Origin of the sequence: Enterobacter sp. 50588862 (genome assembly GCF_001462935.1) — a bacterium.
Taxonomy (GTDB): Bacteria; Pseudomonadota; Gammaproteobacteria; order Enterobacterales; family Enterobacteriaceae; genus Enterobacter; species Enterobacter bugandensis.
The window spans coordinates 983,232-1,007,323 of record NZ_LNHM01000007.1; the positions used below are offsets into that span (position 1 = coordinate 983,232).

Annotated in this window: 6 protein-coding genes and 1 pseudogene; 3 read left to right on the plus strand and 4 right to left on the minus strand. The window is 60.4% G+C overall.

What is annotated here, in order from left to right:
* Nucleotides 1–14 precede the first annotated feature (14 nt).
* Nucleotides 15–18,020, minus strand: coding sequence for an Ig-like domain-containing protein (locus APT89_RS05050; protein ID WP_060571862.1), 18,006 nt, complete (start codon nucleotides 18,018–18,020; stop codon nucleotides 15–17).
* Between the two features lie 121 nt (nucleotides 18,021–18,141).
* A complete protein-coding gene (locus tag APT89_RS05055) occupies nucleotides 18,142–19,479 on the minus strand; it encodes a TolC family outer membrane protein (RefSeq protein WP_041910078.1) in 1,338 nt (445 codons plus the stop codon).
* 716 nt (nucleotides 19,480–20,195) lie between these two features.
* Between APT89_RS05055 and APT89_RS05060 the strand changes: the two genes are divergently transcribed.
* A complete protein-coding gene (locus APT89_RS05060) occupies nucleotides 20,196–20,939 on the plus strand; it encodes a DeoR/GlpR family DNA-binding transcription regulator (protein WP_047368512.1) in 744 nt (247 codons plus the stop codon).
* A 13-nt stretch (nucleotides 20,940–20,952) separates the two neighbouring features.
* The gene (locus APT89_RS05065; protein WP_060571863.1) at nucleotides 20,953–22,020 is read left to right on the plus strand and encodes an oxidoreductase; all 1,068 of its coding nucleotides are present in this window, start codon (nucleotides 20,953–20,955) and stop codon (nucleotides 22,018–22,020) included.
* Between the two features lie 44 nt (nucleotides 22,021–22,064).
* Here APT89_RS05065 and cybB read toward each other — a convergent pair whose 3' ends face one another.
* Entirely contained in the window at nucleotides 22,065–22,595 is a 531-nt protein-coding gene (gene cybB / locus APT89_RS05070; protein WP_032644876.1) for a cytochrome b561, read from the minus strand.
* A gap of 188 nt (nucleotides 22,596–22,783) precedes the next feature.
* Here cybB and gap point away from each other — a divergent pair, with 188 nt between their 5' ends.
* The gene (gene gap / locus APT89_RS05075; RefSeq protein ID WP_028013079.1) at nucleotides 22,784–23,785 is read left to right on the plus strand and encodes a type I glyceraldehyde-3-phosphate dehydrogenase; all 1,002 of its coding nucleotides are present in this window, start codon (nucleotides 22,784–22,786) and stop codon (nucleotides 23,783–23,785) included.
* Nucleotides 23,786–23,868: 83 nt separating this feature from the next.
* On the opposite strand, the pseudogene APT89_RS05080 reads toward gap, so the two are convergent.
* Nucleotides 23,869–24,092 (minus strand): annotated as a pseudogene (locus APT89_RS05080) (IS481 family transposase); the annotation flags it as partial.

Genomic DNA, 24,092 nt, shown 5'->3' on the forward strand with positions numbered 1-24,092 from the left:
CCCGCGGCGTTGGTTTACGCAATTAACAGCTGATGATTCGCCAGCAGCGTCGCCAGGTCCGTCTGCACGCCGTTCAGCGTCACCAGGGTGGTTGGCGAGAACTGGCCGCCGGTACCGTCCAGATCCACCTGGATTTCGGTATTGCTGCCGTTCTGCACCACGCGGACGAAATCGGTGATGTTGCCCGCGCTGCTGTCCAGCGTGGCCACGCCGTCCACATAGCTCGCCGAGCCCGTGCCGGTATAGCCGCTGCCAGAGAGCAGATCGCGCAGGTCAATACGATCCGTGTCCGCGGTCCCTTCCCAGGTGCCGACGGTGAAGCCGTTCACCACGTCGTGACCGTTACCGCCCGTCGCGTCCGACGCGTTGATCAGCTTGTAGAGCAACGTATCGTGACCGCCGCTGCCGATGTTGAAGGTGTCGTTCCCGCCGCGGCCTTCGAACTGGTTATCACCGCTGTTGCCGGTAATGACGTCGTCGAAGTTCGAGCCGTTGATGCCCTCAATGTTGAGCAGTCGTGACGTACCGAACCCGGTGTCCTGCGCGGTAGAGAGACGCAAATCAACGGTTACGCCGGAGGTCGCATTGCGGTAATCCACCACGTCCATCCCGCCGGTGTTGCTCCAGGTGTCGTAGTCGGAATGGGTATTCCAGCCGCCGGAGCCGTTGTAGGTATAGGTGCCATCCTCTGCGATAAAGGTGTCGTTATACCCGGTCCCGGTGAGGGTCCCGCTGTGGCCGCCTGTAGCTGCTTCAGCCGTCAGGACGTAGCCCTCTTTGCCGTTGCCCGCCTCCAGACCGCTCCAGGTGACGTTATCCGACACGCCGTTGGTAATCTTCAGGATCTCGGCCGAATAGGTTTCATTCGGATCCAGCCCGTAGAAGCTCACCAGCGCAGAGGTATCGTTCGAACCAATACCAGACTGGGCGTTGATGATCTGCGACGCCACCAACACGCCCGCGGCGTTGTACAGATTGACCGTGTTGCCGTAGTAGGCGTTGATGCCCTCGCTGTCGACAATGTGCAGGTGCATCGCGGTACCGTCAGCAATTTTGGCGCTGTTTTGCAACAGCATCACCTTGCCGTTCTGCTGCGACACCAGCAGATCCTTCGCGCCGTCCCAGTTGTAGTCCACTGCCGCCACGCCGGTGGCGTAGGCCAGGCCAGTTTTAAGCTGGCTGGCGGTCCAGCTGGAACCGTAGCCGTTGTTGGTGAACAGCGTCGCCGTCTGTGAACCGCCGTAGGTGCTGAGCTTGATGATGTCCATCTGCCCGTCACCGTTCCAGTCCACCGCCACCGAGAGATACCCCGCAGTGGCGTTAGAGGCTTCCACTGCGCTCTTGGTGGTTGAGAGCTTCCCGGTACCGTCGTTGTAGTAGATCACCCCGCCGTTGTTGTTGTAGCTGCTGCCCAGGTACAGATCCATGTAACCATCGCCGTTGAAATCCGCCCACGTCATGGACGCCGCCGTGGTGGTATTCGCGGCGTTTACCACAAACACGTTGGTCAGGTTCTGGCCGATGGAGAGCGTGCCGTTGCCGTTGTTGTTGATCACGGTGAGCGAGTACGCGCCGCTGCGGTTGGTGTGCTGAACGATATCCACCGTACCGTCGTTGTTCAGGTCGACGCCGGAGATTTCACGCCCGGAGTCGAACTGGCCGTAGAAACCGCCCTCCCCGCCGGTGCCGTCCGGCGACAGAACGCCATTGTTGTTCACCAGGTAGGTCAGTGAGTCCATACCGGCATCGCCGTACGCCAGATCCAGATAACCATCGCCGGTTTTATCGTACGCAATCACGCCGCCGTACCAGATGGTGGTCCCCATCGCCAGCTGGCTGGCGTTATAGGTGCTGCCATCGTAGGTCCACATCACCTGCGTTGACCCGGCGTAGGTATTTTCCGTCGCGAAGATATCCTGCGTGCCGTTACGGTCAAAGTCGGCGGCGGTCTGGCTCACCACGTAGTAGCCGCGGGTGTTGGTCAGCGTATTGCCGGCATAGGTCGAGCTATCGCTGCTGGAGTAAGCCTGAGTGTTCGCAATGATATTCCACAGACCGCTACTGTTCATGCCGAGGGTCATGGTGGAGTTGTTGCTGTTCCCCGCCGTGGTTGCCCAGTCGGTATTCACCGAGGTGGTATCAATCACCAGGCTGCCGGTCGCCGTACCGGTGGTATTGCCGTTACCCGCGCTGCTCTTCACCTGCGCCGTCACGCTGTAGCCCGCCACGCTCAGGGCATCGCCGTCCGGGATCTGCAGGTACCAGGTATTGTGATCCGGGTCGACTACCACGGCACCACCCGTCTGGGAGGTGTAGGTTTTGCCGTTTACCGTCACCACCAGGTATTCGCCGTTCACCAGGTCAGCGGAGACGGTACCGGTGACGATCGGCGTGGTATCCGACGTGGTTTGCGCGGTAATCGCCGCCGTGGTGGTCGGGATACTGGTATCAACGTTCAGCACGAAGCCGTCCGATTCCGTGTAGTTACCGGCTTTGTCGGTCACGCGCACGATGTACGTGTGGTTGCCATCGCTCAGGCCGTTATCCTGGAAGGACCAGCTTGCGCTGCCGTTCATGGTCACCTGACCGAGCAGAACGCCGTCGCGGTATAGCTGGACGATCTCGCCGTCTTCAGGGGCGCGGTTGAGCGTACCGTTGATCAGCGGCGCGTTATCGTCCGTGGCCACCGTGCTGCCAAAGGTGCCCTGACGCTCGCCTTCACCGTCGGTATAGCTCACTACCGTGCCAACCGTGGTCGGCGGCGTGGTGTCTACCGTCACCACCTGAGAGGCGGTGGAGCCGACGTTGCCCGCCTGGTCGATAATCCGCACCTGCCAGGTGTAGTCTCCGTCAGGCAGAACGCGGGTATCGGTGTAGCTCCAGCGCTGGTTGGTGACCGTGGCATCAACCCAGGTGTTTCCGCCGTCGAGGCTGATCTGCACCCGTTCGTCGCTCGCCAGCGCGCTGCCCAGCGAGCCGTTGATGGTCAGGGTGGTGTCCATAGTGATGAAATCACTCCCGGACTGCCCGGTATCTTCGCTGATGCTGTCGATGGTGATGCCGTACTGCGGCGCCTGGGTATCCACCGTCACGGTCTGGGTGGTAGTGGCACCGACGTTGCCCGCCTGATCGACTACCCGCACCTGATAGCTGTAATCCCCGTCGGCCAGGGTGCGCGTGTCGTTATAGCGCCACTGGGTACCGCTTACCGTGGCATACACCCAGGTGCTGCCGCCGTCCATGCTCACCTGCACGTACTCACCCGCCCCTAACTCTGCACCAAGCGTGCCATGCAGGGTGTACGAGGTCGAACTGGTCAGGAAGTCGTTATTGTCGAAGCCAGTATCCACGGTGATGTTATCCACCGTCACCGTAATCGCCGCATCCGGGGCGACCGTATCGACGGTCACCTGCTGATGGGCGCTGGCGCCCACGTTGCCCGCCGCATCCACCACGCGCACGTAGTAGTCATAGGTCTGGTTACCCAGCGTACGTCCGTCCACGTAGTACCAGCTGTTGCCGGTGACAATCACGTTCTGCCAGGTGACGCCGCCGTCGATGCTGATCTGGGCATACTCGCCGTCGGCCAGCGTCGCGCCGAGCGAGCCGTGCAGCGTCAGGGACGTATCGTTGGTGATAAAGTCGCTGCTGCTCAGGCCGGTATCGTCGCTGATGCTGTCGATAGCGATCGTTTTACTGGCGTCCGGCGCAACCGTATCAATCGTCACGACCTGGCTGGCGGTGGCGCTGATGTTGCCCGCGTCGTCAATCACGCGCAGCTGGTAGTTGTAATCCCCGTCGGCCAGCGTACGACCGTCCACGTAGGTCCAGGTCAGGCCGCTCACGCTGACGTCGGTCCAGGTGACGCCGCCGTCGAGGCTGATCTGCGCGTGGTCGCCGCTGCCCAGCGCCGCGCCGAGCGTCCCTTTCAGGCTGATCTGGTTGTCGCTGGTGATAAAGTCGCTGCCGGACAGGCCGGTATCCTGGGTGACGGAATCCACGGTAATGGTCGTTGCCGCAGGCTTCGTCAGGTCAATCACCACGTCCTGGCTGTCCGTTGCCCCCACGTTGCCCGCGCTATCGATCACCCGCACCTGGTACTGATACGTACCGTCCGTCAGGGTGCGGCCATCGGTGTAGCGCCACGTGGTGCCGGTCACCGTCAGGTCAATCCAGGTGGTGCCGCCGTCGAGGCTGATCTGCGCCTTCTCGTTATTGCCGAGCTGCGCGGTCAGGGAGCCGTTGACCACTACCTGCTTATCGTTGGTGATGAAATCCGTCGCGCTCAGGCCGGTGTCGTTTTGCAGCGAATCAATGCTGATGCCCATCGACGGCGCGGTGAGATCGACGGTGACGGTGTGGTTATCGCTGGCGCTGTTGCCGATGGCGTTGCTGACCTGCGCCTTAATCACGTACGAACCGCCGTCTGCCAGCGCGGTGACGTCTGCGCTGCCCACCGTGTAGCTCCAGGTGCCGTCATTCTGCACGGTCGCCGCGTAGGTTTTGCCGTTCAGGGTGATGGTCACCGTCTGGCCCGCAGGCGCGTCGGTGGTGCCGCTGACGACCAGCGGCGTGCCGTGTTCGGCCGCGTTGACGATATCGTCCTGCGCAAATGTGTTAATGGTGATGGTTGGGACATCGCCGTTCAGCGTCACGTCATGCGTTGCGCTACCCGGGTTGCCCGCCCTGTCGCTTACCGACGCGGTAATGGTGTACTCCCCGTCACTCAGGCCGAGGAAATCACGGCCCGGCACGAAGACCGACCACGATCCGTCCGCCCCGACGGTCGCCTGATAGCTGTGCCCGCTGAAGGAAACGGTCACCGTCTGGCCCTGTTCTGCCGTGGTGGTGCCGCGGATGGTCTGACCCGCCAGCTGCTCCGCGTTGTTGACGATATCGTCATCCGCCACGGTAGTGATAGTCACGGTCGGCGCAGCGGTATCCACCGTTAAGGTGTGCGTGGTCTGGCCGCCGTTACCGGCTTTGTCGTTGACCGACGCGGTGACCGTCAGCGCCCCCTGGCTCAGGATAGCCAGATCTGCCGCCGGCACATCGAGCGTCCAGGTGCCGTCGCTGCCCACAAGCGCAGTGTAGGTTTTGCCGCCCAGCGTCACGGTGACGGTCTGGCCCGCCTCCGCGCTGGTCGACCCGTGTACCGTCAGCGGCTGCTGCGCTTCCAGCGCATTCAGCATGTCGTCACCCGACAGCGTCGCAATGCTCACGACAGGCGCGGTGGTATCCACGCTGATGCCGTGCGTCGCCGAGGCGCTATTGCCCGCGCTGTCCTGCGCCGACACGGATACCTGATAGCTCGCGCCATCGGCCAGGGCACCCACGTCTGCGGCCGGAACGGTGGTCGTCCAGCTGCCGTCGTTCTGGATGGTGGCCGTATAGGTCTTGCCGTTCAGCGTCACGGTGACCTGCGTCCCGCTGGCGAACTGGGCGCTGGAGCCGTTAATCACCAGCGAACTACCCGCTTCTGTCGCGTTGATGACGTCGTCACCGCTGAGGGTGTTCACCGTCAGCGCCACGGAAGCCGTGTTCACTACCACATCGTGAGTCTGGGTGCTGCTGTTGCCCGCGCTGTCGGTAATGGTCGCGCTAATGGTCACGGTGCCGTCGGTCAGGGCAGAAATCACGCTGGCCGGAACGCCCACGCTCCAGTTGCCGCTGGCGTCAACGGTGGTGGTGTACTGGTTTGAACCGATGGTGATGACCAGCTTATCGCCGACGCTCGCGCCGGTTGCCGTGCCGCTCACGATCTGCGCCTGCCCGTGCTCCACGCTGTTGATGACGTCATCGCCCGCCACGACGTTAAAGCTGACGGACGGCGGTGTGGTATCAAGCGTAATCGCTTTGCCCGCGCTGCCCGGGTTACCCGCGGCGTCGCTCACGCTGACCTGCACGGTGTAGCCGTTATCGGCCAGTGCGGAGAGGTCGGTGCCCGGCACGTTGACGCTCCAGATACCGCCCTGCTGCACCTGAGCGGTATAGCTCTTGCCGCCCAGCGTCACGGTGACCGTCTGCCCGGCTTCCGCCGTGGTGGTGCCGGAGATGGCCACGCCCGCAGCCGCTTCGCTGCCGTTAATCACGTTATCACCTGCCACCGTATCAATCGTCACGGTCGGCGCGGTCGCATCCACGCTGTACTCGCGGCCTGCCGTCGCGCTGTTGCCGTGCACGTTGGTGACGCTCACCTGCACGCTGGCGTCGCCGTCCTTCAGGCCCGTGAGATCCGCGGAAGGCACGGTGGCCGTCCAGTTGCCGTCGGCATCCACTTTCGCGGTGTAGGTTTTGCCGCCGAAGGCGATTGTGACGGTCTGGTTTTCCTCCACGTTCGAGGTGCTGCCCGAGAGCACCAGATCCGCGCCTTTCTCCGCCGCGTTAATCACGTCGTCGGTGGCGATCGCATCGATGCTGATCGCCACGGCCGCCAGATCGACGGTGACGTCGTGACTGATGGAGACCGGGTTGCCCGCGCTGCTCTGGCCTGCCACGGTGACGGTCACCGCGCCTGCTGCCAGGGCACCCACGTCTGCGGCCGGGATCGCCGCGCTCCAGGTACCGTTCGCCAGCACGGAGGCCGCATAGGTTTTGCCGTTAACGGTCACGGTGAGCGTGGTGCCCGCCGCCAGCCCGTCGCTGGAACCAGTGACGATCAGGTTCTGTCCGTGCTCGATGCTGTTGATCACATCATCGCCCGCCACGGTGTTAATACGCAGACCCGGCAGGCTGGCGTCTATAACGATTTCTCGCTCGCCCGAGCCGGTATTGCCGTGGCCGTTGGTGACGGTCGCCGACACGGTCAAATCGCCGTTGCCCAAGGCCGTCAGGACGGATTCCGGCACGCTCACGGACCAGGTCAGATCGCTCTGCACCGTCGCGGTGTAGCTGTTGCCGCCGATGTTCACCGTCACCGTGTTACCGGCTTCCGCGTTCGCCACCTTACCGGTGATGGTCTGGCCTGCCGCCACTTCTGCCGCGTTGATGACGTTATCACCCGCCACGGTGTTGATGGTGACGGTCGGCAGCGCGGTGTCGACCAGCAGGTTCGCCGTATTGCTGACGCTATTGCCCACGCCGTTGGTCGCGGCTGCGCTCAGGGTGTAATTCGCTTCGCCCAGACCCGCCAGATCCGCAGCCGGAACCGTCAGGCTCCAGGTGCCGTCTGCGGCGGTCGTTGCAGTGTAGTTTTTTCCGTTGAGGGTCACGGTCACCAGGGTGCCTTCCGCGAGGTTGGCGCTGGTGCCGCTGACGCTTAATTCCTGACCTTTTTCCAACGCGTTCAGGACGTTATCGCCGCTGATGGCGTTAAAGCCCACGGACGGCAGCCCGGTGTCCACGGTGACGTTATGGCTGCCGCTGCCGGTGTTGCCCGCCGCGTCGGTAACAGACGCAGTGACGGTCACGGTGCCGTCGCTGAGACCGGAAATCACGCTGGCCGGAACGCCCACGCTCCAGTTCCCCGCCGCGTCTAGCACGGTGGTGTAAGTCTGGCCGCCGATGGTCACGGTGACCTTATCGCCCGCTGCTGCGCCGGTCGCGGTGCCGCTGATGATTTGCGCCTGCGCGTGCTCAGCGAGGTTAATCACGTCATCGCCCGCCACGGTGTTGATGGTCACCGCAGGCACGGTCACGTCCACCGTCAGGTTATGGTTTACGGATGCCGGGTTGCCCGCCTTGTCGCTTACGCTCGCGGTCACGGTGACGCTGCCGTCGCTGAGCGACGCCAGATCCGCTGCCGGAACGTCCAGCGTCCAGCTGCCGTTCGCGCTGACGGTTGTGGTGTAGTCCTTGCCGTTCAGCGACACGGTCACGGTCTGGCCCGCTTCGGCGGTGCTGGTGCCGGCAACCGTCAGGTCAGACTGCGCTTCCGTGGCGTTCAGGATGTCGTCAGTCGCCATCGTATTGATGGTGACGGACGGCGCGGTGGCATCCACGCTGTACTCGCGGCCCGCCGAAGCGCTGTTGCCGTTCACGTTGGTGACGCTCACCTGCACGCTGGCGTCGCCGTCCTTGAGGCTCGCCAGATCCGCAGCCGGCACGGTATAGGTCCAGTTGCCGTCTGCTTCTACGGTAGTGGTGTAGATTTTACCGTTCAGGCTCAGGGTGACGGTCTGCCCGGCTTCTACGTTGGTGGTCGCGCCGGACAGCACCAGATCCGCCCCTTTCTCCGCCGCGTTGATCACGTCGTCGGTGGCAATGGCGTTGATGCTGATGGCAACGGTAGTCAGATCCACGGTCACGTCGTGGCTGATGGTAATCGGGTTACCCGCCGCACTGTCGCCAGTGACGCTGATTTTCACGGTGCCTTCCGGCCACGCGCTCACGTCCGCAGACGGAACCGCCGCGCTCCAGGTGCCGTCCGCCAGCACCGTCGCCGCATAGTCTTTGCCGTTCACGGTAACGGTCAGCGCCGTGCCCGCCGCCAGCCCGTCGCTGGAGCCGGTGACGATCAGGTTCTGCGCATGCTCAATGCTGTTGACCACGTCGTCGCCCGCCACGGTGTTCACGCGCAGGCCCGGCAGGTTAGCGTCTATCGCAATCTCACGCTCCCCGGTGCCGGTGTTGCCGTGGCCGTTGGTGACGGTTGCCGTCACGCTCAGGCTGCCGTTGCCGAGTGCGGTCAGCACATCAGACGGCACGTTCACGGACCAGCTCAGATCGTTCTGCACCGTTGCGGTATAGCTGTTGCCGCCAATGGTCACGGTTACGGTGTTGCCCGCTTCGGCATTCGCCACGGTACCGCTCAGGGTCTGGCCTGCCGCCACTTCCGCCGCGTTGATAACGTTATCGCCCGCCACGGTGTTGATGGTGACGGTCGGCAGCGCGGTGTCGACCAGCAGGTTCGCAGCGCTGCTCACGCTGTTGCCCACCCCGTTGGTGGCGGTAGCATTGAGGGTGTAACTGGCCTGACCGAGACCGGCCAGATCCGCAGCCGGAACCGTCAGGCTCCAGGTGCCGTCCGCCGCCGTCGTCGCGGTGTAGTTTTTACCGTTCAGGGTCACGGTCACCACGGTGCCTTCCGCCAGGTTGGCGCTGGTGCCGCTGACGCTCAGATCCTGACCTTTTTCCACCGCATTCAGGACGTTATCGCCGCTGATGACGTTGAAGTTGACCGATGGCAGACCGGTATCGACGGTCACGTTATGGGTGCCGCTGCCGGTGTTGCCCGCCGCGTCGGTAACAGACGCAGTGACGGTCACGGTGCCGTCGCTGAGGCCAGAAATCACGCTGGCCGGGACGCCCACGCTCCAGTTCCCCGCCGCGTCCAGCACGGTGGTGTAAGTCTGGCCGCCGAGGGTGACGGTGACCTTATCGCCCGCTGCCGCGCCGGTGGCGGTGCCGCTGACGATCTGCGCCTGACCGTGTTCGGCGACGTTAATCACGTCGTCGCCCGCCACGGTGTTGATGGTGACCGCTGGTACGGTCACGTCCACCGTCAGGTTATGGTTTACGGATGCCGGGTTGCCCGCCTTGTCGCTCACGCTCGCGGTAACGGTGACGCTGCCGTCATTAAGCGCGGCCAGATCCGCCGACGGAACGTTCAGCGTCCAGCTGCCGTCCGCGCCGACGGTTGTGGTGTAGTCCTTGCCGTTCAGCGACACGGTCACGGTCTGGCCCGCTTCGGCGGTGCTGCTGCCGGAAATCGCCAGGTCAGACTGCGCTTCCGTGGCGTTCAGAATGTCGTCGGTCGCCATCGTATTAATGGTTACGGATGGCGCGGTGGCATCCACGCTGTACTCGCGGCCCGCCGAGGCGCTGTTGCCGTTGACGTTGGTAACGCTCACCTGCACGCTGGCGTCACCGTCCTTCAGGCCCGCCAGATCCGCAGCCGGCACCGTGGCGGTCCACTTACCCGCCGCGTCCACCGTGGCGGTGTAGTTCTTGCCGCCGAAGGTGATGGTGACGGTTTGATTTTCCTCCACGTTTGAGGTGGTGCCGGAGAGCACCAGATCCGCCCCTTTCTCCGCCGCGTTAATCACGTCGTCGGTGGCAATGGCGTCGATGCTGATAGCGACGTTCGCCAGATCCACCGTCACATCGTGGCTGATGGAAACCGGATTGCCCGCGCTGCTCTGGCCTTCAACGGTCACGGTGACCGTGCCCGCTGCCAGGGCACTTACGTCCGCAGAAGGGAGAGCCGCGCTCCATGTACCGTCCTCCAGTACCGTCGCGGGATAGGTTTTGCCGTTGACGGTAACGGTCAGCGCCGCACCCGCCGCCAGCCCGTCGCTGGAGCCGGTGATAATCAGGTTCTGTCCGTGTTCGATGCTGTTGATCACGTCGTCGCCCGCCACGGTGTCCACGCGCAGGCCCGGCAGGCTGGCGTCTATCGCGATCTCACGCTCGCCGCTGCCGCTGTTGCCCACGCCGTTCGTCACGCTGGCGGTTACAGTCAGATCGCCGTTGCCCAGCGCCGTCAGGACCGATTCCGGTAAATCGACGGACCAGGTCAGATCGCTCTGCACCGTTGCGGTGTAGCTGTTGCCGCCAATCGTTACGGTTACGGTGTTGCCCGCCTCGGCATTCACCACGGTGCCGCTAATAGTCTGGCCTGCGGCCACTTCTGCCGCGTTGATGACGTCATCGCCTGCCACGGTGTTGATCGTGACGCCCGGCAGAACGGACTCCACGTTCACGGTGTGCGAGGTGCTGGTGCCGTTGCCGACGCTGTCCGTTGCCGAGGCAGTGACGGTGTAAAGCGCTTCACCCAGCTGCCCCACTTCGCTCGCCGGAACCGTCGTGGACCATTGGCCATTGGCCTCAACCGTGGCGCTGTAGGCTTTGCCGTTGAGCAACACGGTCACCACCGCGCCCGCCGCCAGTCCGGAAGCCGTACCGGTGATGGTCAGATCCTGCGTTTTCTCGCTGCTGTTGATCACATCGTCACCGGAGACGGTGTCGATGGTCAGCACCGGCGCGCTCAGGTTAACTTCCACCTCGCGCGTCGCGCTGTTGCTGTTTCCGGCTTTGTCGGTCAGCGCCGCGGTGATGGTGTAATCCCCGGGGGTCAGGGCACCGACGTCCGCCGCAGGCACGCCCACGCTCCAGTTACCGGAAGCATCCAGCGTCGCCGTGTAATCTTTGTTATTGATGGTGACGGTCACCACGTCGCCCGCCGCCGCGCCGGTCACTGAGCCGGTAACGATCAGAGCCTGCCCGTGCTCGGCGCTGTTGATCACGTCGTCATCGGAAACGGTGTTAATGGTCAGCTGTGGCACGGTGGTATCGACCAGCACATCGCGAGCCGCGGAGGCCGGGTTGCCCGCTTTGTCCGACACGGCGGCGCTGACGGTATAGTTCCCGTCGGTAATCGCGCCCAGTTCCGCAGAAGGCACAGTCACGCTCCAGCTGCCGTTTGCCTGCACGGTGGTGGTGTAATCCACGCCGTTCAGCGTGACGGTCACGGTCTGGCCCGCTTCGGCGTTAGAGACGCCGTTGACGACCAGATCCTGCTGCGCTTCGGCGGCATTGATGATGTTGTTGTCGCTGACGATTTCGATGGAGACCGTCGGCGCGGTGGCGTCCACGCCGTACTCGCGTCCCGCAGAGGCGCTGTTGCCGTTCACGTTGGTGACGCTCACCTGCACGCTGGCATCGCCATCCTTCAGGCCAGCCAGATCTGCCGACGGCACGGTCGCCGTCCAGTTGCCGCTGGCATCCACTTTCGCCGTGTAGGACTTGCCGCCGAACGTGATGTAAACCGTCTGGTTCTCTTCCACGTTGCTGGTGGAACCTGAAAGCACCAGATCTGCGCCTTTTTCTGCCGCATTAATCACGTCGTCGGTAGCAATCGCGTCAATGCTGATAGCAACCGTCGCCAGATCGACCTTCACGTCGTGGCTGATGGAGACCGGGTTGCCTGCCGCGCTATTTCCCTCGACCTTCACGGTGACCGTGCCTGCGCCGAGCGCGCTGACGTCTGCCGCCGGAATGGCCGCCGTCCAGGTACCGTCTGCCAGCACCGTGGCCGCGTAGGTTTTGCCGTTGACGATCACGCTCAGCGCCGCGCCCGCTGCCAGGCCGTCGCTGGAGCCGGTAATAATCAGGTTCTGCGCATGCTCAATGCTGTTAATCACGTCGTCGCCCGCCACGGTATCGACGCGCAGGCCAGGCAGATTGGCGTCGATGGTGATCTCGCGCTCGCCGAAGCCGGTGTTGCCGTGGCCGTTAGTGAAGCTGGCTGACACCGTCAGATCGCCGTTACCGATAGCGGTTAAGACCGCGGACGGCACGTTGACCGACCAGCTCAGATCGTCCTGAACCGTCGCGGTATACGTATTGCCGCCGATTGAAAGGGTGACAGTGTCACCGCTCGCCGCGCCGCTCACCTTCCCGCTCAGGGTTTGTCCGGAAGCGACTTCCGCCGCGTTAATCACGTCATCGATGGCGATTGCGTTAATGGTAACCTGCGGCAGCGCGCTGTCGACCAGCACGCTGTGGCTGGCGTTCGCGCCGTTGCCTGCGCTATCGGTCACGCTTGCCGTGACGGTATAGCTCGCTTCGCCCAGCGCAGAGACGTTCGCCGCCGGAACGGTCACGCTCCAGCCGCCGCTGGCGTTGGTGGTCGCGGCGTAGCTGATGCCGTTCAGGGTCACCGTAATGGCTGTACCTTCCGGCTGGTTGCTGGTGCCCGAAATCTGCAGATCCTGGCCTTTCTCGACCGCGTTAATCACGTCGTCAAGCGCCAGGGTATTGATGGCAATCTCCGGCGCGGCCAGGGAGACGTCAAATTCATGCGTGGCGGTGGTGCTGTTACCCGCTTTGTCGGTGAGGGTCGCGGAAATCGTCTGCTCGCCGTTAGCCAGCGCGCCCACGTCTGCCGCCGGAACGCCCACGCTCCAGCTTCCGGCACCGTCCAGCATCGCGGTGTAGTCTTTGCCGTTCAGGGTGACGGTAATGACGTCACCCGCCTGCGCGCCCGTGACCTTGCCGGAGACGATCAGCGCCTGGCCGTGCTCGGCAATATTCACGATGTCGTCGCCCGCGACGATGTTAAAACTAATCTGCGGCACGGTGGTATCCACGAGCACGGAGGCATCCGCGCTGGCCGGGTTGCCGGCTTTGTCGGACACGGTCGCCGTGACCGTGGCGTTACCGTCGGTGATGCCCGCCAGATCGGCTGCCGGCACGACCAGCGTCCAGCTACCGTCAGCCTGCACCTGCGCGGTGTACTGGTTGCCGTTGAAGGTTACGCTGACCGTCTGGCCTGCTTCGGCAGTGGACGTCCCGCTCAGGGTCAGATCCTGCGCTGCCTCAGCCGCATTCAGCATGTTGTCGCCGCTGATGGTATTGATGGTCACCGTTGGCGCGGCGGTATCGACGCTGAACTCCTGCGCAGACGACGCCGCGTTGCCGTTCACGTTGCTCACGCTGACCTGCACGCTGGCGTCACCGTCCTTCAGTCCGCTCAAATCGGCTGCCGGTACGGTGTACGTCCAGTCGCCGTTGGCGTTCACCGTCGTGGTGTAGGTTTTACCCGCAAAGGTGATGGTGACGGTCTGGCCCGCTTCTACGTTCGTGGAGGAGCCGGAAAGCACCAGATCCTGACCTTTTTCTGCCGCGTTGAGCACGTTGTCCGCGGTCACGCTGTTGATGCTGACGGCGACCGGCGCGAGATCGACGTCCACGATGGTGCCGATAGTCACCGGGTTGCCGGAAGGATCCTGCGCGCTTGCCTTGATATCCAGCGAACCGTCCGCCCACTGGGACACGTCCACTGCCGGAACCGCCGCCTGCCAGGTACCGTCCGCCAGTACGGTTGCGGAATAAATCTTGCCGTTAATGGTCACCGTGACGGTGCTGCCCGCTGCCAGATCGGTGCTTGAACCGGAAACAATCAGGTTCTGAGCGTGCTCGATGACGTTAATGACATCATCACCCGCCACGGTATCAATACGCAGGCCCGGCAGTTGGGCGTCGATGGTAAAGTCCAGCGAAGACGAACCGGTGTTGCCGTGCGCGTTGGTGACGCTGGCCGATACGGTCAGTTCGCCGTTGCCGAGCGCGGTTAACTGGCTCTCGGTTAACGGCAGGCTCCATGAGAGATCGTCCAGCACGGTAGCGGTGTATGTCTGCCCGCCGAGGATAATCGTGACGGTATCGCCCGATGCCGCGTTAGAGACCTTCCCGGTCAGGGTTTGCCCTGCGGTGACTTCCGCCGCGTTGACGATATTGTCGGTCGCGAAAGTGTTGATAGTGACGACCGGCAACGCGCTGTCCACCAGCACATCGTGCGAAGTTGAGGCGCTGTTGCCCACATTATCGGTAACGCTCGCCGTCACGGTGTAATTGGCTTCGCCCAGCGCGCTCACCGCAGAGGCGGGCACGGTGACGCTCCAGCTGCCGCTGGCGTTAGTGGTGGTGGTGTAGTTGATACCGTTCAGGTTTACGGTGATGATGGTCCCTTCCGGCTGGTTGCTGGTACCGGAAAGCAGCAGATCTTCACCCTTCTCTGCCGCATTGATCACGTCATCTACGGCCAGCGTGTTAATACCGATAACAGGCGTCACGGTATTCACCACCACATCCAGAGAACTGCTGCCGGTGTTGCCGGAGCGATCGGTCACGGAGACGTTAATGGTCCAGGTGCCGTCCGTCAGCCCCTGAACGACGGATGCAGGCAGGCCGAGGCTCCAGTTGCCCGCCGCGTCCACCGCGGTGGTGTAGTCCACGTTATTAATAGTGATGGTGACCAAATCGCCCGCCGCAGCACCAGTGACGGAGCCGCTCAGGATCTGCGCCTGAGAATGGGCCAGCTGGTTAACGGTGTTGGTGTCGGTGACAAAGTCATTAATGGTCACCTGCGGCACGGTGGCATCCACCAGCCCAACGCGGTCCGCACTGCTGCTGTTACCTGCCACGTCGCTGACGGAGGCCGTCACGGTGACAGTGCCGTCTGCCAGCGCGCCAACGTCGGCGGCAGGCACGTTCAGCGTCCAGGTGCCGTCAGCTTGTACGGTAGTTTGATAGTTTTTGCCGTTCAGCGTCACGGTGACCGTCTGGCCCGCTTCAGCGGTTGTGCTGCCGCTGAGGACCAGATCCTGCTGCGCTTCTGCCGCATTGATGATGTTGTCGTCGGTCAGATTATCGAGCGTTATGGTCGGCGGCTGCGTATCGACAGTCACCACGCGTGAGGCGTCCGCGCTGTTGCCGCTGACGTTAGTCACGCTGACGCTTACCTGCGCCCGCCCGTCAATCAGCGTTTCCATGGCGTTCGCCGGGACGGTCAGGCTCCAGGAGCCATCCTGCTGCACCTGCGCGGTAAAAGTCTGGTCGGCAAATTTCACCACCACGGTTTGCCCCGCCTCCACGCCCTGCGTCTGGCCGGAAAGGGTTAAGTCGCTCCCTTTTTCTGCCGCGTTAAGCAGGTCATCGCCGGAGACGGTATCAATGGTGACCGCCACGGCGTTGAGATCGAGTTCAATCGGGTGTTCAGCCGCAACGGTGTTGCCCCAGGCATCTTCCGCGCTGACGCTGACCGTCATACCTCCGGCCGTCCAGGCCTGCAGATCCGCAGCAGGAACGCCAATGCTCCAGCCGCCGCTGGCGGTCACCACGGCGTGATAGTCGACATTGTTGATGGTGACGACAATCGGCGTACCTGCGGCCAGATGGGTGCTGGCGCCGGTGACGGTCAGATCCTGCTGCTGCTCGATGGCGTTGATCACATCATCGCCGGAAATGGTGTTTACGCGCAGACCCGGCAGTTCCGCGTTGATATTGATATCGCGCTCGCCGGTGCCAGTATTACCGTGCCCGTTGGTCACGGAGGCGGTAAAGGTCAAATCCCCGTCGCCGAACGCCTGAAGATCCGCTGAAGGGATCGTGACGTTCCAGGTCAGATCGCTGCCCACCGTGGCGCTGTAACTCTTACCGCCAACGGTAACAGACACCGTATCGCCCGCCGCCGCGCCGGTAACGCGGCCACTGAGGGTTTGGTCCACGCCCGCTTCGGCGTTATTAACCAGGTTATCCCCCGCAAAGGTGTTAATGATCACCTTCGGCAGCACGGTATCGACCAGCAGATTCGCCTCTGCGGAGCCGCTGTTACCCACGCTGTCGGTGCCGCTGACGCTGACGGTGTAAAGCGTGTTCGCCAGATTCAGGACGTCGGACACCGGCACCTGGACCGCCCAGATGCCGTTTTCAACAGTGGCCTGATAGCTGACGTTGTTCAGCGTCACGGTGATGGCGCTGCCGTCAGGCAGGTTGCTGGTGCCGGTCAGGCTCAGCGGTTGCATTGCCTCCTGAGCATTCAACACGTTGTCCTGGCTGATGGCGTCAATCGTAAATTCCGGTGGGTTGCCGCTCAGCACAATGCCGTGCGTGGCGCTACCAGTGTTCCCCGCTGCGTCGGTGACGGAGACGGCAAGGGTGTGGTTGCCCTCACCCAGCGCGCCGACGACGGAGGCAGGAACGCCCACGCTCCAGCTGCCGTCTGCCTGTACGACGCCGGTGAAGGTCTGGCCGCCAACGGTCACGGTGACGACATCGCCTGCCGCCGCGCCGCTCGCCTGTCCGGAAATAATCTGCGCCTGGCCCTGCTCGCTGGTGTTGAGGATATCGTCGCCCGCGACGGTGTTGATGGTGACGACCGGCGCGTTGGTATCTACCGTGAAATCCGCGGTCACGGACGAGCCGTTGCCTGCTTTGTCGCTGACGTTCACCGTCAGGGTGTGGTGACCCTCATTAAGGGCCTGCACCTCGCTGGCCGCCAGCGTGACGGACCAGGTGCCGTCGCTGCCCACCGTGGCGTTATAATTTTTGCCGTTCAGCGTCACGGTCACAATCTGCCCGGCTTCCGCGTTGGTTTTACCACTCAGCGTTAGCGGCTGGTTGTGCTCAGCGGCATTAATGATGTTGTCCTGCGCGAGCGTATCGACGGAGAGCGTTGGCGCAGCGGTATCCACGCCAATCGTCTGGCTTCCGCTCACGGTGTTACCCGCCGCGTCTTTGCCGCTGACGCTGACGGTCCAGGTACCGTCGCTGAGCGCCTGCGCGTCTGCCGCAGGCACGTTAACGCTCCACGCGCCGTCTGCTCCCACCTGAGCGGTGTAGGTTTTGCCGTTCAGCGTTACGGAAACGTCGGTTCCCTGCGCCAGATGCTGACTGCTGCCGGACAGCGTAAAGCCTGCGGACTGTTCGCTGGCGTTAATCACGTTGTCACCCGCCGTTGTCGCCAGCGTAAGCGTGGCCTCGGACGTAGAAACGGTCACGGTGATGTTGCCCGCTGACGTGGTTTTACTGCCGTCGATCTGCACCACCGACCAGGTATGCTCTCCGTCGGCCTGGGTCGGGAGTTTTACCGTCCAGGTGCCGTCTTTACCGACCATCGCGCTGGCGATGGTGCTACCGCTGCCGTCTTTAATCTGGATGGTCGCGCCCGGCTGACCGGTACCGCTGAAGGTCGGCGCGTTATCGTCCGTGAGGGCGTTTGCGCTCAGCACTCCCTGCTTGTCGCCCACCTTGTCCGACAGCAGGAAGGTCGGCGTGGCGCTTTCCACTTCTTTGGTGTTATCAATGACTTTCGTTTTGGTTTCGCCATCACCGCCGTGGGCCAGCAGTGCGCCGATAGCACCGCCGCCTAACGCCGCCCCTGCAATCCAGCCCCACGGGGCATCGCTCAGGGCGCTTCCCTGCTCCAGGAAGGGTTCAATGCTGCTAATGGGTGTGGCCTGCGCGGTTAATTCAGTAGCGGCAACGCCTGACGCTTCCCCGGCATCGGCAAAAGAGAGATGAGTCAGTTCCTGCCCGTCGTTGAACACCAGCTCTGACTGATGTTGGGTTTCAGGATCTTCAACAAAATAGTTATTGCAGCGAATAACACTGCCGTCCTTCATATAAATGAGAAGGTCTTTACCCTGGCGGACATAACGCACCACGTCCTGAGCAGAGCCCTGAATTTCAATCACGCTCGGCGATGAAATAGAGACCGACAGATTTCCTTCGCCGGTTAATTTCGTTTTCTCCGCCGTTTTGCGAATGATGACATCAACAACCTTTACGTTACTCATATTCCTCTCCTTGCAGGTGTACGGATCCCTGTGGATATATCCACCAGACGGATGTAGCTATCCCTGGGAAAAAACACCCATTATTTTCAGACTTATTTCGTGCAGCTATGCGTGGCTTTTGTTAACTCAAATCGGGTAATTTTGCGGCAGCGTTTTTCTCTATTCCAATAAGCGGCATTAAATTATCAACCGCGGAAGCATAATTAATTGCCGAACTCCAGCCATCATACTCGGCGATTATTTTCGCCGACGTGGCCTGCCAGACATCCTGCTCAACGCTGAGCAAATCATTAATGCTCCGCTTGCTCAGGGTGTATTCATTTTTATAAACCTCGCGGGCCCGCAGCGCATTTTCCAGCTGCCGCTTCCCGGCCTCCATTCTTCCCCGTGCGCCGGTCCAGTCAGCTTGCGCGACGGAGGCCTTTTGCAGCACGTCGAAACGCGCCTGATCGACCTGAGAGGACGCCATCGCCCGGGCGCCCTCAGCCTGACGCACGCGTGCAGATACCGCGCCGCCCTGATAAAGCGGTGCGTCAATATTGAGCTGGATCTGGTCGTCCCAGTATGAGCGGTTGTCCGACTCGTAACGCGTGCGTCCCCCTTTCAGGCTCAGGGTTGGCCAGTGCTGGGACTTCGCTGTTTCAACGCCATACTGGGCCGAACGTTCCATATTCTGCGCGGCCATTACCGCCGGTATTAACGAATAATCAATGCGGTTAAGCGAATCCGGCTCAACGGCGAGGTTTGCGGGTACCGGCGAATAATGATCTGCCTGCATTCCGGTTAATACCGCGAGCCTTGCGCGGGCGCTGTTCAACGCGGCGTTATACTGCGCCACCGTCGCCTGCATGCCGGCAATACGCGTGCGGGTCTGGAGTTCATCGGAGGTGGAACTCACGCCCGCATCGGCGCGCAGCTTGGCCAGCTGCTCCACGTTTTTCAGTGCCTGAACGTTCTCTTTTGCCGCCTGTAATAGGTCGGAATAACGTTTGACCTCCACGTAGCCGAGCGCCGTTTTTTCCGCCACGTCAGAAAGCGTGCTCATCAGCTGGTAGCGGTAGCTATCGCGCTGGGCGGAAGACTGGCTGATGCTATTGTTAGTCTTGCCAAAATCGTATATCAGCTGGGTCAGGCTCACTCCCCAGGCCGCAGAGTTCTTCAGCGAACCGCTGGAATCGGTGGTCTGGCTATGCCCCGTACTCCCGTTCAACGCTATTTGCGGCATCCAGCCGCTGCGCGCCTCGTCTATTTGCGCCTGACCAATACCTAACTGCGCGGCCTGCTGGCTAATTGACGGATCGCGATCGATAGCGAAAAGAATACTTTCCTTTAAGGTCGTCGTTGCCATCGGGGCAATACCTACCGCGCCACTATTGGCATAAGCCGTATTTAGGGCTAATGAAATTAACGCCAGCGTAGCTATAAATTGGCGTGAAACAGGCTTGCGTAATATCGTCATTTTATCTCCCTGACTCTGAGTGATACTCAAGCAATTACCCAAAAAGAGGTACAGATAATTAGACAAATATCTTATTTAACTTCCTCGCTAAATTTCAGGTAAAGCTCCCCATACCCATTTCCGATGGAGATGAGATCCGCCTTTGTCTTATTAAATTTAAGAAATTACTTATTTCATAAGTTGATTTGCAGCATAACAAAATGTGGTATAGGCCACTACACCCACAATGTTAATGCGGTGTTACATATAAGAAAAAACATGGGGTTTCTGGACAAAACTCCGAAAGTAGCCTTTCAGATGAAACATCAAAACACACTGTAATTTAAGGAAAATTCTTAATCTCCTCTGCGCACATTTTTGCGTTAATTTCTGAGCGGGTCAGACACAAAGATTTTCAAAGAAGTGTCAACTTAAGTAAGAGCCATCAATTTGTTGAAAAATAATTCTAATAAAAAACATAAATCAGACATTAAATGCTTTATTTTGATTAAATATCAGAATATTCCACCAGTTAATCACAATACATTGGTTACATAACCCAAATCGTTGATTAAAACATAACATTAACACTGTGGTTAACATTCAGAACGGCTTAATGATATCCGCTTAATATAATTCCAATAATTAAACATCAACCTGGTTTACGATACTCCTTCCTTCTGCGTCAAAATGCTGTATTATGCAATTTATTGCGACATTTTGCAGGATTGCTGCCCATGCACAAAACCGCACGTCAACGCTATGTCCTTGATATTCTCAGTGAACAAGGTCAGGCCAGCATCACCGAGCTGGCAGAAAAGCTGCAGGTTTCGGCGGACACCGTTCGTCGGGATCTGACCGATCTGGAAAATCAGGGGCTTGCCCAGAAGAATCACGGCGGGGCTATTGCTCTGAATCTTTCGGCCATGAATCGTCAGGGCCGCAATACCCTGCTGCCGGAAACCAAGCAGCGTCTGGGGAAACAGGTTGCGCAGGCGGTTCCGCCGGGTTCCACCCTGTTTCTGGATGCCGGCAGTACGGTGATGGCCGTCGCCACTTATCTGCAGGGCCCTCACACCGTGATCACTACCTCGCTGGATATCGCCCAGCATTTTAGCGACCGGGAAGACATTGAGCTTATTCTGCTCGGTGGAAAATGGGACCCGAAGCAGCGCCTGTTTGCCGGCAGCGCCACGTTGTCCCTGCTGTCACGCTATCGGGCCGATATCGCCATTCTCGGTGCGTGCGCCCTTCATGCCGAACTCGGTTTGAGTGCCGGTAAAGAAGCGGATGCCGAGGTGAAACGCGCGATGCTCGCCGCAAGCCATGCACACTGGATTGTTGCCGATCACCTGAAAGTTAACCGCTGCGAGCCGTATCTGGTCTCCGGGCTCACCGATATTCATCAACTCTTTTTAGATCGTCCCTGGCCTGAGCTTGGGGACCCTGGCGCATTACGGGTCACGGTGTGCGCGCAATAACGTGGAGAAGGTCATGAGTAAAGTTCAAACAATCAACATTGCGCTGATCGGGTATGGTTTTGTCGGTAAAACCTTCCATGCCCCGCTGATCCAGTCCGTGGACGGGCTCAAGCTGGCGGTGGTCTCTTCCCGTGATGAAGAGAAAGTGAAGCGCGATCTTCCGGATGTGCTGGTGGTAGCCACGCCCGAAGAAGCCATTCAACATCCTGATGTCGACCTGGTGGTCATTGCCTCCCCTAACGCCACCCACGCGCCGCTGGCGACGCTGGCCCTGAACTCGGGAAAACACGTGGTCGTGGATAAGCCTTTCACCCTGGATATGCAGGAAGCCCGGGACCTGATAGCCCTGGCGGATGAAAAGCAGCTTCTGCTCTCCGTTTTCCACAACCGCCGCTGGGACAGTGATTTCCTCGGCATTAAGCAGATTATTGAGCAAGGCACGGTTGGCAAGGTTAAACATCTGGAGTCGCATATTGACCGCTTCCGCCCGGAAGTGCGCGTGCGCTGGCGCGAGCAGAACGTCCCCGGCAGCGGTCTGTGGTTTGACCTGGGCCCTCACCTGATCGACCAGACGCTTCAGCTGTTTGGCCTGCCAGAGTCTGTTCAGGGAAATATCGCCACGCTGCGCGACGGCGCAGAGGTTAACGACTGGGCTCACGTGGTCCTCAATTACCCGGATCATAAGGTGGTTCTGCACGCCAGCATGCTGGTGGCTGGCGGTACGGCGCGCTTTACCGTTCACGGGGACAAAGGCAGCGTGGTGAAAGCCAGAATCGATCAGCAGGAAGCGCAGCTGCTGGCTGGCGTAATCCCCGGCAGCGACGCCTGGGGCGAAGACGACGACAGCATGGTGTTCTTCGGAGCTGATGGTGAACCCCAAACGATTGCCACGCCAAAGGGCGATCAGCGGCAGTACTACATCAACGTGCGGGATGCGATGCTCGGGAAGATCGCCAATCCCGTTCATCCTGTCGAGGCGTTAGCGGTTATGGCTGTTCTGGAAGCGGCGGTGAAATCGTCAGAGACGGGGTCAACGCAGACGCTGGCGTTAACTGATGAAGAGCGTGCTCTTCTGGGTTAAAAAACAAGCCGGGTGGCGCTGCGCCGCCCGGCACGAGTTAAAGACTACTGACGCTTATTCGGCATCATGCGCAAAAGAGTATTATCTTTCCAGAAATAGTGGTGCATCAGCGCCGCAAAGGCGTGCAGACCAATCACGAAATAGCCCAGGTTTGCCAGCGTAACGTGCCACTCCTTCAGCACATCCACCAGGTCAAAATTCCCCTCCGCCGCGTGAGGCATCGCCAGACCAAAGGCGAACCAGTCGTTTCCACGGTTATACATCATTACAATGCCAATCAGCGGCAGCGCAATAAACAGCAGATAGACGATCAGATGCCCAAGGTGGGACATCCCGGTAATCATCGCTTTGGGTTTAGGTTGAATGGGCGGTGCGGGAAACTTCAGGCGGATCAGCAATCTCGCCACCATCAGCACCAGAACCGAGATGCCGCAGGAGACGTGGATCATGTTAATAAGCGGTCGGTCGGAACGCGGGAAAAAGCCCCTGAATTCCATCGCGCAGTAGGCGACGACGATTAACAAAAACACCAGCCAGTGAATCGTGATTTGCAGGCTTGTATATTTAGTGCGCATGGGATTTCCTGAAATAAACAGTCACCGCGCCAACATAATCTCCTTTCCTTAAAAATTCATTAACTTTTCTGTATGGTTTTTCAAATACTTCCCCTCGCATGAAGCATCTTCAATTGCTGCCCTGCCCGTGATGGTCTAAGCCTGGATGAGTTCAAACTGTCGTATTGACACGTTCACAGGAGAACACCATGAGTAAAATTGGCATTAACGGATTTGGACGCATTGGACGCCTTGTGCTGCGCCGCCTTCTTGAAACCCAGGACAGCAATACCGTCGTCGCCATCAACGACCTCACCTCCCCGAAAGTCCTGGCCTACCTGCTCAGGCATGATTCCAACTACGGTGGCTTCCCCTGGAGCGTGGACTTCACCGAGGATGCGCTGATTGTCGACGGTAAAACCATCGCGGTGTACGCCGAAAAAGAGGCAAAGCACATTCCGTGGAAAGCCGCGGGCGTGGATATCGTCGTGGAGTGCACCGGCTTTTATACCTCAGAAGAAAAATCGCGGGCGCACCTGGACGCCGGTGCGAAGAAAGTGCTGATTTCGGCGCCCGCGGGTGAGATGAAGACCATCGTCTATAGCGTGAATGACGATACCATTGACGCCAGTGATACCATTATTTCCGTCGCGTCCTGCACCACCAACTGCCTCGCCCCGCTGGCAAAAGCCCTGAACGACGCGTTTGAAATTAAAGTGGGCACCATGACCACCATTCATGCCTATACCGGCACCCAGGCGCTGGTGGATGGCCCGCGCGGGAAAGATCTGCGCGCCTCGCGGGCGGCGGCAGAAAATATTATTCCTCATACCACCGGGGCGGCGAAAGCCATCGGCCTGGTGATCCCCGCGCTCAGCGGCAAACTAAAGGGTCACGCCCAGCGCGTGCCGGTGAAAACCGGATCGGTAACCGAGCTGGTAGCGATTCTGGGTAAAAAGGTGACGGTCGAGGAGATCAACGCCGCGTTGAAAAAGGCGACCCAGGGGAATAAATCGTTCGGGTATACCGATGACGAGATTGTTTCTTCAGATGTGATTGGCTCGCACTATGGTTCGGTGTTTGACGCCACGCAGACGGAGGTGTCAGAAGCGGGAGACCTGCAGCTGGTGAAAGCCGTTGCCTGGTATGACAACGAGTATGGGTTTGTGACGCAGCTGGTGCGGACGCTGGATAAGTTTGCGGCGCTGTGATTTTCCCCGCACCCTAACCCTCTCCCCAATTGTACAGTCCGGGGACATGGTAGACAGGTGTTCGGGGACATGGTGAACACTTTTTAACATCCTTTACCCATGGTGATCGACTTTTTCTTCAGGTCGATCACCCCCACTTTCGTGCTGTACCACCACACTTCATAGCAGCCGTCATCCTGTGTCTCCCTCAGCCCGACCCGTTCTCCCCTGAACGCCTTGCCTGCGCTCAGACTGACACCCTGTATGCTCAGCTTTCCGCTGACATCCACTTTCCTGACCTTCACCCCTTCATCGTATTCAGGTGGCG

Coding starts and splice junctions, on each gene's coding strand:
- APT89_RS05050 (WP_060571862.1), bottom strand. CDS start 18,020: ATGAGTAACGTAAAGGTTGTTGATGTCATCATTCGCAAAACGGCGGAG.
- APT89_RS05055 (WP_041910078.1), bottom strand. CDS start 19,479: ATGACGATATTACGCAAGCCTGTTTCACGCCAATTTATAGCTACGCTG.
- APT89_RS05060 (WP_047368512.1), top strand. CDS start 20,196: ATGCACAAAACCGCACGTCAACGCTATGTCCTTGATATTCTCAGTGAA.
- APT89_RS05065 (WP_060571863.1), top strand. CDS start 20,953: ATGAGTAAAGTTCAAACAATCAACATTGCGCTGATCGGGTATGGTTTT.
- cybB (WP_032644876.1), bottom strand. CDS start 22,595: ATGCGCACTAAATATACAAGCCTGCAAATCACGATTCACTGGCTGGTG.
- gap (WP_028013079.1), top strand. CDS start 22,784: ATGAGTAAAATTGGCATTAACGGATTTGGACGCATTGGACGCCTTGTG.